We start from the raw sequence: 13076 nt of genomic DNA on the forward strand, positions 1-13076 counted from the left end.
CAACGTAGCGTTCGCGATCATTCGAACGACCGGACCGGCTCAGTCCGCGAGCGCCGCGACCGCCAGTTCGGCGACCGCCCGGGTGCCGCTCGCATTCGGATGGAAGGGCGTGGTGGCCGCCGCGGGGAGCAGCGGCTCGATCCAGCGGGTACCCACCGGCTGGCACATGTCATGTCCGGCAACGACATTCGCGTCCACACCGATCGCGCCGACGGCCGCGCCCACCTCCAGCTGCATCGTCGCGAACCGGCGCAATGCCGCGGTCAGATACGCGACATCGCCGCGCGCGAACGGCGCGGCGGGCCAGCAGCCGTCCGCGACCGGGAGCGGGGACAGGTAGTTCACCACGACGATGGTGGCGTTCGGCAGGCGATCCCGAATCCCTTGCAGCACAGCGGCGACCCGCGGCCGGATCTCGTTCTCGATCCAGGCGGTGAGCTGATCGAATCCGGCGCTCGAGTTGTACCGCTCGCACGGATTGCCTTCCGGATCGGTGACCGCCAGCGCCGCGCACGGGCCGAGGGTGAGCGGCAGGCTGAGATCATTGCCGCCGATGCTCACGCTCACCAGGTCGGTGTCCGGCGTCAGCGCGTCGAACTGCGGCGGATTGAAGCCGAGGCCGACGAACTGCGCCGTGGTCATATTCGCGGTGGTGGCGTCGCCGCAGGTGCTGTCCACGAACTGCCCCGGTCGCAGTGCGGCCGCCAGGTAACTCGGATAGTTCTTGTGCGATCGGAAACAGCCCGGGGTGCCGTACTGGTCGAGCAGGTCGCCCACCGCCGCGTACGAATCACCCAGGGCGACATAGCGTTCGAAGCGCGGGGCGGCCGCGGCGGGCGGGGCCGAGAGCAGCGCGCTCGCGGCGAGACAGGTCAGCGCGGTCAGGGCGGCGGACAGTGATCGCATATCGTTTCCCTCGGGTCGCACCGGGTTCCAGCAGGTCACGAGTTAATCAGATTCGCTTAAATCTGGAAGCCACTTTGCTTAATCCGTGTCCGGAAAGCGCTATAGTGGCTCCGTGACCAGCCCAGACGCCCGGGAACTCATCCTGCTCGCCGGTGAGCGCACCATTGCCGAACGCGGACCCGATGTCGCCCTGCGCGATATCGCGGTGGCCGCCGGCCAGCGCAACAACTCCGCCGTGCACTACCACTTCGGCTCCCGCGATGGGCTCATCGGCGCCATCATCGAACGGCACCAGCCCGCACTGGAATCGCGGCGCACCGAACTGCTCGCCGATCACGAGGCCGCCGACGCGCCCGATTCGGTGGCGGCGCTGGTGGGAATCCTGGTGCGGCCCATGTTCGATGTGCCCTACAGCGAGGGGTCCACGCATTACGCGCGCTTCCTCGAACAGGCCCGCGCACATCCGGCGGTGAGCGGACCCGATCTGCACGAGCAGCGCTGGTCCGCCACCCGGGTGCTGGTCGGGCGGCTCTACAAGGCCATGTCGGCGCTGTCCCCCGCCATGCGGCGCTACCGGCTGAAAGCCATGAGCACGGTCATGTTCGCGCTGCTGGCCGACTACGAACGCCAGCAGTTCGAGAGCGCGGCCGACCGGGCCGAGGCGCAGGACCACATCATCGCCATGATCGTGGGCCTGCTCACCGAACCGGTCGGCGCCGCGGCTCAGGGCGTGGCGGTGCGGGCGTCCGGGTCGAATCCGCCGGGGATCTCGTAGACCTGGCCGGTGAAGGTGGCCCCGAACAGGCGGCCCGCCGAAAAGCCCTGGGCGCCACGGCCGTAGCTGAGCACGCTGGTGAACTGCGGGCCGACGCCCAGGACGCAGAACTGCTGCGGAGCGTCGATGCGGACCACCTGGCCGGAGGGATTCAGCGGCACCACCGGGCGGTCCAGGGAATCCAGGGTCAGGCCGTCCGGCGCGGCGAAGTAGTCACCGCCGCCCAGATCCAGCATCGATTGCGGGGCCCACGGGGCGTTGGTCGGAATCCTGCTCACGCCCGGATTGACGAAAGTCCGTGACACATAGAGGAATTCGTCATTACCGGACAGAACGGCGCCGTTGGCGCTCGGCAGACTCCCCCAATCCGCCTGCACCACGCCGTTCGGGTACACCCGGCCGATGAGATTGCCGAAATCATTGGTGGCATAGACGATTCCGTCACCCGCGACATCCATACCGTCGGCGGCGCTCAGGCCGCTCGCATACGGCTGGGTGAACCCGGTGTCCGGATCGATCTGCACGATCCCGGCGTGCCGGATGGCGTCGCCGATCAGCACCCGGGCGTCCGCGCCATAACCGACCAGCAGTTTCCCGTCCGGCGTCCAGGCCAGCGCACCGCCGCCGCCACTGGGCACGGTGGCGATCTGCACCGGCGGCGCGCCCGGCGCGTCGATGCGATACACCCGCCCGGACCACAGATCGGTGGTGAAGGCCCGGCCGGCCGCGTCCACGGTCAGGCCTTCCAGGGCCGCGCCGCCGACCACCCCGACCGTGACGGTCGGCTGTCCCGCGCCCGCGCATACCGGCGCGGCCTGTGCGGGTGCGCCGGTCATGACGCTCAGCGCGGCGAAGGTGATCGTCGCCAGGGCGGCCGCCAGGGGGTGGCGGGCCGCCAGGAGAGCTTTCCTCGTGCTCATTCCGCACCTCGGATTCAGTCGATCGAAGTGTTGTCACCCCAGTTCCGGGGGTAAATCGGTATATCGCTCAGGGGGCTTTACCCGTGACAGGATCCTAGTTCCGATTCGCCGAGTCACCGGGACGAATCGGGCAACGCTGGTACTTTGTGCCGGTCTCGACACCTTGCCGAAGGGATCAGGATGTCCGGCCTCACCCGTCCGCCCCGCCGCCGATTCCGGGCGGCGGCCTGCCTGTCGGCGGCAATCGCCTGCGCCCTGCTGAACGCGCCGGCCCTGCACGCGAATCCTCCTGCGCCACAACAACTTCCAGACACGGTGCCGAGTATTCGCGAATGGTCCGGGGGCGGAACGGATTTCCGGCTCGCCGCCGACGCCCGGGTGATCGCCGACGCGGAACTGAGCGAGACCGCCCGGCTGCTGGCCGCCGATCTCACCGCGGCCGGGAAACCCGCCGCCACCGGCGGCACCGCACGCACCGGCGACATCGTGCTGCGACTCGACGCCGCCGCGCCGGCAGCCGCCGAGGCCTACCGGATCTCGGTCGGCGACCAGCTCACCATTACCGCGACCACCCGGCTGGGCATCGTCCACGGCACCCAGACCGCGCTGCAATGGCTGCGCCAGACCGATACCGTTCCCGGCGGCACCGCCCAGGATTGGCCGGACTATCCCGAGCGCGGACTCATGCTCGACACCGCGCGCGAGTTCTTCCCGGTCGACTGGGTGAAGGCCCGCATCCGGGAAGCCGCCTACCTGCGCATGAACCTGCTGCAACTGCACCTGTCCGATTCCCTCGGGTTCCGGCTGGCCAGTACGACGCATCCGGAGATCACCTCGCCGGAGCACTACACGGCCGCCGATATTCGCGAGATCGTGGACTACGCCTCGGCTTACGGGATCGAGATCATTCCCGAGATCGATATGCCGAGCCATATGAACGTCATTCTGGCCGGGCATCCGGATCTGATCCTGCAACCGCAGCGCACCAGCGCCACCGACGCGATCCAGGACAGTCTCATCGGCGGCGGCATCCCGGGGAAGGTCGATCTCACCAACCCGGACGCGTACCGGCTCATCGAGGACATCCTGCGGGAATTCATTCCGCTGTTCCCGGGGCGGTACTGGCATATCGGCTGCGACGAATACGTCTCGGACTACAGCCGGTATCCGCAGTTGAGCGCGTACGCCGCCCGGACCATCGGACCCGATGCGGTCGCGGGCGATGTCATCGTCGCCTTCGCCGATTGGGCGGCCGGGATCGTCGAATCCTTCGGCAAGATCCCGCGCGCCTGGAACGACGGCTTCGACCATGCGTCGGCGCTGACGCCGAAATCCGAGATCGTGGTGCAGTACTGGTCCTCCAGCGCGGGCGGACTGCCCTGGCTGCCCGGCGGGCGCACGCCCGAGGAGTTCACCCGGCGGGGCAATCCCATCCTCAATGCGGCGTTCACGCCCACGTATTTCGCCTCCGGCGGCTGGGCCGCCAATCTGAACGCGCCGCCCGAATTGCTGTGGGCCTGGGAACCCGGGCTTTTCGTCAACGGGCAACGCCTGCCCGAATCCGATCGGCGCCTGCTGCGTGGCTCCATGGTCTTCCTCTGGTGTGATGATCCGACCGTCATGACTCCCGATCAGATCGTCGGGCCGTTGCGGGCCCGGTTGCCGGTGATGGCCCAGCACCTGTGGACCGGAATGAACGGCATCTCGTATCCGGAACTGGTGCGGCGTACGAACTCCGCGGGACTGCCCTGACGACTCAGAAGCGGCGCGCTCCGGTGACCGGCATATTGTCCATCGGCGAGACGGTCACGCCGCTGCCGTAGGTGGAGGCGTGAATCACCTGGCCGTCACCGGCGTACAGCGCGGAATGGCCGCCGCCGTAGAAGGACACCAGATCGCCGGGCTGCAAATCGTCCAGCGCGACCGGGGTGCCGGAGTTCAGCTGCGAGTAGCTGGTGCGCGGGAGATCCACGCCCGCTTGCGCATACGACCACTGCACCAGGCCGGAGCAGTCGAAGGAATCGGGGCCGTTGCCGCCGGCGCGATAGTTGGAGCCGATCCGGGAGCGGGCGGCCTCGACGGCGCGCTCACCCTTGGACTTCGGCATGGTCGCGGGGGCGGCGTGGAAAGTCGTGACCGGCACATCGGTCACGCCGGGAATTCCGGTCAACAGCGGCAGGCTGTTCGGGATCGCCACATTTCCGAAACCGGCGACCATGACATTGCGGAATTCGGGAACCGCCGGAGCTGGAATGGGTTCCACCGCGGCCACGGCGGCCGGCGCCGGGGCGATCGTTTCGTTTTCCGGGACCGCGGTCATTTGCGCGGCGTCGGCATCGGCCACCCCGGGAATCGTCACGGGACGGAATCCGAAATTCGCGGCGACCTCGGCGATCTCGTTCGGTACCTCGAATTCGCCGATACCGGGAACGCTCACCGGCTTCGCCTGGGCCTCGCCCGCGGTGCACATCATCGCCACCGTTACGGCCGCCGCGCCCAGCAGCACCGCTGCCAGCGCTCGCCAGCTCGGGCGAGGCAAGAAATCCAGAACCCTCTGTCTGTCACCGATCGTATCCATGTTGCGGTCCTCCGATCCAGCCGTGAAAGCTATTCGGTTTCCCTACACACTTCGTCCAGTTCGGTACTGCCAGCAGATCCGAGATTGCATATTTCGCCGGAACATCGAGGGCCGCAACGAATGACACGCGTGTTATTCATAACGGAATCGTAAACATCAGCGGCTGTGTCCAATTGGACACAGCCGGAATTCGTCTCGATCGAGCGATAAAAACCGCGAAACAGCGCGGCGAATCCGGGACGTCACGCGCGCGCGTGTGAGACTGGACCGCGTCTACAGTGCCCTCCCCATTCTCAGGAGGATGTCCATGACCGAATCCATTGCGTCCCCGAAACTTCCCGAACCGCTCGTAGTCACGCTCGGGAATCTCAAAGGCGGCGTGGGTAAGACCACCTCGGCGTTCTTCCTCGCCGCCTATTTCGCCAACACGCACCGCTTGCGGGTGCTGGTGATCGACGCGGATCCACTGAGTCAGACCGGGTACTCCTGGTACCGGCGGCTGCAGAAGGCCGAGATCCCGGTGCCGTTCGAGCTCATCGCCTTTCCGTCCCGGCACGTCAACGACTGCATCACCGACAATGCCGGGAATTACGACGTGATCATCGTCGACGCGGGCGGGGAATCGGCCGATATCTTCAAGGCCGCCGTGCCCGAGAGCGACGAACTGATCCTGGTCACCAGCGTCAGCCCCTCCGAGGTCAAGCGGGTGCCCAGTACCTACCGGGCCGCCGAGGAGGCCGCCGCGGAGAGCTCGCGCGAGATCCGGGTCCGGGTGCTGATGACCAAGGTGCCGGTCACCATGAAGAACGGCGTCAATGTCTCCACCGAATACCGTTCGCAGCGCGGAAATCTCGAAGACGCGGGCTACGAGGTGTTCAATTCCTATGTGAGCGCTTGGAAGTGGTACCGCGAGGCCGCCGACGGTGAGGTCGGAGACGGAGCCGAGAATCCTCTCGAGGATCTCGGCGAGTACAGCCAGGTCGGCGACGAACTCGTCGCGACCTACCTGACCGCCGCCCGCGTTCCCGTGGAGGTGCCCGCCTGATGCCCCCACAGCGGCGCAAGTCCTCGATCGGCGGCGGGTCCGCGCCCGCCGCCGCCCGCAATCCGCTCGCCGACGAAGCCGAGCACACGCCACCGGTCTCGCCGCTGCGCGACGCCGAATGGCATGGGGCGGCGCAGCTTCGGGCGGTGACCTCCGAGATGCGCGGCGGGTCCGACGATCCCATCCTCACGATCATCGGGCCGGCGGCGGTCGCGCCGGCGGCTCCGCCCGCACCGCAGAACGTGCTCGACATGCCGTTGCCGGAGGCCGGCGACGGGCCGCTGAGTACACGGGAGCGGGAACAGCTCGAAGTCTGCGAATCCTCCATCGACGCACTGCGGGTGGCGTTCTGGACGGCGGGACGGGCCCTGCAGATCGTCCGCGACGGGCGGCTCTACCGGTCCGATCACGCCAGCTTCGACGACTATGTCGAGAAGCGCTGGGATATGCAGCGGTCGTACGCGCACAAGCTGATTCGGGCCTGGCCGCTGGCCGCCAAACTGCATCCGCTGGCGCCGTCCATCAACGAGGGGCAGATTCGCGAGCTGCTGCCGGTGGCGGCGGCGCACGGCGAGGACGCGGCGGTGACCGTCTACACCACCCTCGCCGCCGATGTGAAGGTCACCGCGGGCAAGCTGCGGGAGGCGGTCGGCGTGCTGCCCGCCGACTACGACGAAGGTGAAGTGGTGCAACGGCTGCGCGCCTGGCTGCGCGGCGATCTGCCGGACGATCAGCCGCGCACCGCGGATGTGTTCAGCACCGCGGAATCCCGGCTCACCGCGCTCACCCAGAAGGTAGTGCGCGGCTCGGGTGAGGATCCCGCCGCCGCGCGCGAGTTCGCCGCCAAGCTCCGCACCATGGCCGAACTCATCGAGCGGCAGATCCCGGCGGGCGACCGCAGGGGCTGAGCCCACCCCGTCGCGCTTGTCGCGTCCCCCGTTGATCAATGGGGGACGCGACAACTGATTTCGCGAGAATCGGGGTAACTCCCCGGGCACGCCCAGAATAGGTTCGGCTCGCAACCGCCGGCACGCGTTGCCAACGCATATCGGCTCTCAGCCGCGCGCTGAAGTCGCGGAGAGGCGGAGGAGCTATTCGCCGACCGCGCGGCGTTCCCGGGCGGCGGTGGCGCGCTGGCGGGTGGCGCGGGCGGTGGCGGCATCGAACAGTTCCAGATGTTCGAAAGCCGGGTCCTCGTCATCGGGTTCGACCAGGACCGCCCGGCGCAATTGATTGCGGGTCTCCTCGCGATCGGGCGCGGGCGCGGCCGCGGCGCGCGACGGCTCCTCGTCCTCCGTGGAGACGCGCGGACGCGCGAGCCGGGCCAGACGCCGGCGGCGGATATCGGATTCCAGGCGGACCTGGCGGCGTAGGTAGGCCAGATAGGCCACCAGCACCGTGCCGGACAGCGCACACAACCACCACAGCGTGGCGGACATGGCGAAACCGGCGGCCGCGAAGATCAGCGTGCTCAGCACCAGGCCGAGCACGGCGCGCTGGCGGAAGGTGTAGCGGGCGGCCTGGGCGATCGCATCGGCCTCGGGGTCGTAGCCGCCGCGGCCGCGCCGGGAGGGCACGAAATCGCCGTCGTCCTCGTCGGATTCGTAGCCGAGGTCGTCCTCGGGCTCGGGCTCGCGCAGGGCGGGGACCCGGGCGCGCTGCGGGGACTCCGGGCGGACCCGTCGCCGGCCCGTGCCGGACTCTGCCGAATCCTCTTCTAGCACAACGGAATCCGCGTCATTGTCGCGGTCTTCCGCACGGGCCTCACGGTCCGCATCCTCTTCGCGGTCCTCGGACTCGGCACGCGCCTCGCGGTCTGCACGATCATCATTGTCGGAGTCCGCGCCGAGTTCGGCATCGGATTCCGCTGTCTCCGCCTCGAATTCGTCCCCGGCCTCGATTTCGGCGGCCGAGTCCGCGGCGGAGCCGGGGTTTTCGGGCGGCGGTGCGGAAGCCTCGCCGGTGGTACGTGCGCGGGCGGTGTCGAAATCCTTCTCGTCCGATTCAGCGGTGGAGCTGTCGTCCGATCTGGTCATCCGATCCTCCGGATCATCGCTGTGGTGATGCTTCCTGCGTACCGGCACGTAGTCCGGGTCGGTGTCGTGTCCGGCGGCCGGACCTTTCCTGGTGCGCGGCTTGGCATCCCCGCGGTGCAGCACCCGGGTGGCCAGGGCGGCGTCGGTGTGCTGGCGGATGCGGGGATGGCGGGTGGTCAGCATGGGGAACAGCACGAACACCCAGAGCACGACCAGACCAATCCACAAGATCGAATTCGGCATCGTGCTCACACCTCCGTCCCCGCCTGACAGTTCTCCATTCGACGTGCACCGCAGCGCCTTCCAGCGGTACTTCGGACGCACCACCGACGTCCGTAGGCTAATTCCACACCACAGGAATATCCCTTAGGCGCGCCGACCACACCTGCACCATTAGTCACACTGTGCTCAATTTGCCGCCTCCGGCAATCGAAGCAGTGTTCGCTGTGGTCAAGCCCGCGCGGCGCGCCCGGTGCGAATCAACCTGTCCACCACTGTGCCCGAAACTTCCTCCACCGTCATGGCCACCAGGAGATGGTCGCGCCACGCGCCGTCGACATCCAGGTAGCGCTGCAGCAAACCCTCCTCGCGGAAACCCACATTCCGCAGTACGGCTTGGCTGGCAAGGTTTTCCGGGCGCACCGTGGCCTCCACACGGTGCAGGCCCACCTCGCCGAAACAGTGGTCCAGGCCGAGCGCCAGCGCGGCGGTCGCGACGCCCTGGCCGCCCACCTCCTTGGACACCCAGTAGCCGATCCAGGCCGAACGCAGCGCGCCGCGCACGATATTGCCGACCGTGAGCTGACCGCTGAAGGTGCCGTTGACCTCGATCACCAGCGGAATCATCGCGCCGCGACGGGCTTCGGCCTTGAGCGAGGACCACAGCGAGGGCCAATTGCCGCCGTGATTGCGCGCCTCCCACGCGCCGCGACCGGTCGGTTCCCACGGCTCCAGGTGCTCCCGATCGCGCGTGCGGATCCGGCTCCACGCCGAGGCATCGCGTAAACGGATGGGCCGCAAAGTGACCGTGCCCGCCGCCACCCGCACCGGACCCAGATGCGCCGGCCACCCCGGGTGCTGGGCGGCCCGGAAGACATTCATGTCCACGCCTACCCTCGCTGCGCGAGAAACGCGACCCGGACCTCGTCACCCGTGCGCACCTCGGTGACATCCGGATCGATCACGATGAGACTGTTCGCCTCGGCCATGGTCGCCAGCAGATGCGACGACGCGCCGTTCGGGCCGCCGAGCGGCTGCACCAGGTATTCGCCGGTCTGCTCGTCGCGCATGAGCTGGGCGCGCAGATAGCCGCGGCGGCCCGGAATCGAGGCGATGGGCAGGATGGTGCGGGCACGCACGATGCGGCGCATGGGATGGCGGCGGCCCAGGGCGATGCGGATCAGCGGCCGCACCATCACCTCGAAAACCACCAGCGCGCCAACCGGATTCGAGGGCAGCAGGAAGGTCGGCACCTCGTCGCGGCCCAGCAGGCCGAAGCCCTGCACCGAACCCGGATGCATGGCGACGCGGGTGATCTCCAGTTCGCCCAGGCCCTCCAGGGCCTCGCGGACCTGCTCGGACGCCCAGCCGCCGACCGCACCCGCGATCACCACGACCTCGGAGCGGACCAGCTGGCCCTCCACCACATCGCGCAGGCGCTTGGGGTCGCCGGAGACGATGCCGACCCGGTTCACGTCCGCGCCGGCATCACGGGCGGCGGCGGCCAGGGAATAGGAATTGACGTCGTAGACCTGGCCGGGGCCGGGAGTGCGATCGATGTCGACGAGTTCGCCGCCGACCGACAGCACCGACAGCCGCGGGCGCGGATGCACCAGCACCTTGTCACGGCCGACCGCGGCCAGCAGGCCCACCTGGGCCGGGCCGATGATGGTGCCGGCGCGCACGGCCAGATCGCCGGGCTGCACATCGTCACCGATGCGGCGCACGTAATCGCCGGAACGCACCGGTTCGTACACCTTGACCCGGGCGCGGCCGCCGTCGGTGAAGTCCAGCGGCAGTACGGCATCCGCCAGTGTGGGCAGCGGCGCGCCGGTGTCGACGCGCACGGTCTGCCTGGGCTGCAAGCGAATCGGCTGCCGGGAACCGGCCGCCACCTCCCCCACCACCGGCAGGGTCAGATCGACGGGTTCGCCGTCCTCGTCACGGATTTCCGCACCGGCGCCCGCCACGTCCACGCTGCGCACCGCGTAGCCGTCGATGGCGGCCTGATCGAATCCGGGCAAGGGGCGCTCGGTCACCACGTCCTCGGCGCACAGCAGGCCCTGCGCTTCCGAGATCGCGACCCGCACCGGCCGCGGCGCGACAGCCGCCGCGGTCACCTTGATCTGCTGGTCCTCAACCGAGCGCATGCCGCCCTTCCCTGGTCTCGCGCACTGCACACCTCGTCAACGGTTGTCCCGTCGTCAACGGTTGTCCCGTCACTCGTACGAGGTGAGCTGCGGATTCCAGCTCGGTCCCAGCCGCTGCTCCAGCCACTCGCGCAGGGCGGGGCCGTATTCCTCGCGTTCCAAGGCGAAATCGACCGCAGCACGAAGATAACCGCCCGGGTTGCCCAGATCGTGGCGCGACCCACGATGGACCACCACGTGCACCGGGTGGCCCTCGGAGATCAACAGGGCGATGGCGTCGGTCAGCTGCAGCTCGCCGCCTGCGCCCGGGGTGATGCGGCGCAGGGCGTCGAAGATGGCGCGGTCCAACAGGTATCGGCCGGCGGCCGCGAAAGTCGAAGGGGCATCGGCCAGGGCGGGCTTCTCCACCATGCCGTTGACCTTGAGCACATCCTTGGACGCGCCCTCGAGGACCTCGACGTCGAACACGCCGTAGGCGCTGACCTGATCCTTCGGCACGTCGATGGCGCACAGCACCGAACCGCCGTAGGTGTCGCGCACCTTCGCCATCACCGACAGCACGCCCGAGGGCAGCACCAGGTCGTCGGGCAGCAGCACCGCGATGGCGTCCTCGTCGTCGTCCAGCACCGACTCCGCCTGTGCCACCGCGTGTCCCAGGCCCAGCGGCTCCTCCTGCACGACCGAGGTGACGTCCAGCAGGGCCGGGGCCTTGCGCACCTTCTCCAGCAGATGGAACTTGCCGCGCTCGGCCAGGGTGCCCTCGAGGACCAGGTCCTCGACGAAATGCGCTACCACGCCGTCTTTTCCGGGCGAGGTGACGATCACCAGCCGATCGGCGCCGGAGTCCGCGGCCTCGGCGGCGACCAATTCGATGCCCGGGGTGTCGACCACCGGCAGCAACTCTTTGGGAACCGTCTTGGTCGCGGGCAGGAACCGCGTGCCGAGCCCCGCCGCGGGCACCACCGCGGTGCGGAAGCAAGACCCGGTTCCGCCGCCATTAGCTGTCATGAACTTCACCCTATCCATCCGTGATATCCACCGGGACGGCGTCGACGCCGTCCCGAGTTCCCCGAGAGCCTAAGGCGCGCGGGCCCGGTGAGCCCACCGAACGCCCGACCGCTCCCTCAACTTCGCACCCTCGGGTCGAGTTCGCACCCGCAGGCGCACTTCCCGCAACGTGCGAATTCTCACGAACGCGGCGAGTCGGGGCACCCCTCACGCAATAGCCCGACCGGTACGCCCGCAAACCCCCGGGCCCACACGGCGGTAGCGGACCGTCGTTCCGACGCGCTTTCGGCCGGGATCGCACGGCCTCCTAGGCTCGAGGGCGTGAATGCGGGCGATCGGGACAAGCGGGCCTGGCGGGAGGAGATCCTCGCCCGGCGCAAGGCGGTGCCGCGCGAGGTGCGCGATCGGGAAGCCGAGGCGCTCGCGGCAGCGGCGCACGAGATCGCGGGATCGATCGCGGAATCCGGAGGCGGGCCGGACACGGTATGGGTCTGCGCTTACGTGCCGGTCGGCAGCGAACCCGGATCGGTGGCGATGCTGGACGCGCTGCGGGACGGCGGGGCGCGGGTGCTGTTGCCGGTTACCGGCGCACCCGGGCCGCTCGACTGGGCGGAGTACCTCGGCCCGGAGCGCCTGCGGCCGGGGCGGTTCGGGTTGTCCGAGCCGGACGGGGAGCCCGTACCCGGCGGATTGGCGAATGCCGCGGCCATTCTGATTCCGGCGCTGGCGGTGGATCGGCGTGGAGTGCGATTGGGGCGCGGGGCGGGTTATTACGATCGCAGTCTGAGCACCTGCCGGGCGGATGCGCGATTGATCGCCGTGGTGCGCGACGATGAAGTCGTGGAGCGTTTGCCGGAAGAGGCGCACGACCATCGAATGGGATGGGTGCTCACTCCCGCTGGCGGGTTACGAAAGCTGCACGAACCGGCCGGGAATTGACACCCGATTGGCAGTGTTGGCACTGTCAGCTGTAGAGTGCTAAATCGACGAAGACTGTGGAGGTTTCCCGATGCCTACTTACTCGTATGCCTGCACCGAGTGCGACAACAAGTTCGACATCGTGCAGTCCTTCTCCGATGACGCGGTGACCACGTGCCCCGCGTGCTCCGGCAAACTGCGCAAGCTGTTCAACTCCGTCGGCATCGTCTTCAAGGGCAGCGGGTTCTACCGCACCGACTCGCGCAACGGGTCCACATCCTCCGAGGCGGCCAAGCCTTCGTCCGCCGCGGACAGCAGCTCCTCCTCCACCCCGGCGCCCGCCGCGTCCTCGACCCCGGCGCCGAGCGGCTCCAGCACCTCCGCAGCCTGAGAACCCGCGAAAGTAGGGACGGGGGCTGAGCCCCCGCACCCCCATATCGGGGCCACGCCCGAATCCCGTTCTACGGGCTAAGTCAAGCCCCACACTCCCGTTCTTCGGGCCATCCCCGCACCCCGTTCTT

13 protein-coding genes are annotated in these 13076 nt (G+C 68.6%); 6 read left to right on the forward strand and 7 right to left on the reverse strand.

What is annotated here, in order from left to right; genetic code table 11:
* Positions 1-39: 39 nt before the first annotated feature.
* Positions 40-906: an SGNH/GDSL hydrolase family protein gene (locus LTV02_RS23095; RefSeq protein WP_233033749.1), complete on the reverse strand. Its 867-nt coding sequence runs from the start codon at positions 904-906 to the stop codon at positions 40-42.
* A gap of 112 nt (positions 907-1018) precedes the next feature.
* Here LTV02_RS23095 and LTV02_RS23100 point away from each other — a divergent pair, with 112 nt between their 5' ends.
* A complete protein-coding gene (locus LTV02_RS23100) occupies positions 1019-1681 on the forward strand; it encodes a TetR family transcriptional regulator (protein WP_233033750.1) in 663 nt (220 codons plus the stop codon).
* On the opposite strand, the gene LTV02_RS23105 is transcribed toward LTV02_RS23100, so the two are convergent.
* Positions 1630-2601 carry an SMP-30/gluconolactonase/LRE family protein gene (locus LTV02_RS23105; RefSeq protein ID WP_408639252.1) on the reverse strand — a complete coding sequence of 324 codons (972 nt, stop codon included), beginning with the start codon at positions 2599-2601 and terminating at the stop codon, positions 1630-1632. The two genes, LTV02_RS23100 and LTV02_RS23105, sit on opposite strands and share 52 nt — an antisense overlap.
* Before the next feature lie 180 nt (positions 2602-2781).
* On the opposite strand from LTV02_RS23105, the gene LTV02_RS23110 reads away from it, so the two are divergent.
* A complete protein-coding gene (locus tag LTV02_RS23110) occupies positions 2782-4353 on the forward strand; it encodes a beta-N-acetylhexosaminidase (protein ID WP_233033751.1) in 1572 nt (523 codons plus the stop codon).
* A gap of 4 nt (positions 4354-4357) precedes the next feature.
* Here the strand turns inward: LTV02_RS23110 and LTV02_RS23115 are convergent, their stop codons facing one another.
* Positions 4358-5140, reverse strand: a complete 783-nt coding sequence (locus LTV02_RS23115) for a C40 family peptidase (RefSeq protein WP_233033752.1) — start codon at positions 5138-5140, stop codon at positions 4358-4360.
* Positions 5141-5486: 346 nt separating this feature from the next.
* Here LTV02_RS23115 and LTV02_RS23120 point away from each other — a divergent pair, with 346 nt between their 5' ends.
* The gene (locus tag LTV02_RS23120) at positions 5487-6224 is read left to right on the forward strand and encodes a ParA family protein (protein WP_067710464.1); all 738 of its coding nucleotides are present in this window, start codon (positions 5487-5489) and stop codon (positions 6222-6224) included.
* A complete protein-coding gene (locus LTV02_RS23125) occupies positions 6224-7132 on the forward strand; it encodes a hypothetical protein (protein ID WP_233033753.1) in 909 nt (302 codons plus the stop codon). Before LTV02_RS23120 ends, LTV02_RS23125 begins: the two co-directional genes overlap by 1 nt.
* A gap of 183 nt (positions 7133-7315) precedes the next feature.
* Here the strand turns inward: LTV02_RS23125 and sepX are convergent, their stop codons facing one another.
* The 4 genes from sepX to LTV02_RS23145 form a co-directional block, all read right to left on the reverse strand.
* Positions 7316-8503 (reverse strand): divisome protein SepX/GlpR, encoded by a 1188-nt coding sequence (sepX, locus tag LTV02_RS23130; RefSeq protein ID WP_233033755.1) that lies wholly within the window; start codon positions 8501-8503, stop codon positions 7316-7318.
* Positions 8504-8710: 207 nt separating this feature from the next.
* On the reverse strand, positions 8711-9361 hold the full coding sequence (locus tag LTV02_RS23135; protein ID WP_233033757.1) for a GNAT family N-acetyltransferase: 651 nt from the start codon (positions 9359-9361) through the stop codon (positions 8711-8713).
* Positions 9362-9369: 8 nt separating this feature from the next.
* A complete protein-coding gene (gene glp / locus LTV02_RS23140; RefSeq protein ID WP_067710457.1) occupies positions 9370-10629 on the reverse strand; it encodes a molybdotransferase-like divisome protein Glp in 1260 nt (419 codons plus the stop codon).
* 69 nt (positions 10630-10698) lie between these two features.
* Complete coding sequence (locus LTV02_RS23145; protein ID WP_233033759.1) at positions 10699-11637, reverse strand: UTP--glucose-1-phosphate uridylyltransferase; 939 nt, start codon at positions 11635-11637, stop codon at positions 10699-10701.
* A gap of 321 nt (positions 11638-11958) precedes the next feature.
* Between LTV02_RS23145 and LTV02_RS23150 the strand changes: the two genes are divergently transcribed.
* Positions 11959-12576, forward strand: a complete 618-nt coding sequence (locus tag LTV02_RS23150; RefSeq protein ID WP_233033761.1) for a 5-formyltetrahydrofolate cyclo-ligase — start codon at positions 11959-11961, stop codon at positions 12574-12576.
* A 70-nt stretch (positions 12577-12646) separates the two neighbouring features.
* A complete protein-coding gene (locus LTV02_RS23155; RefSeq protein ID WP_233033763.1) occupies positions 12647-12946 on the forward strand; it encodes an FmdB family zinc ribbon protein in 300 nt (99 codons plus the stop codon).
* Positions 12947-13076 lie beyond the last annotated feature (130 nt).

This window comes from Nocardia yamanashiensis (assembly GCF_021183565.1).
Classification (GTDB): domain Bacteria; phylum Actinomycetota; class Actinomycetes; order Mycobacteriales; family Mycobacteriaceae; genus Nocardia; species Nocardia yamanashiensis.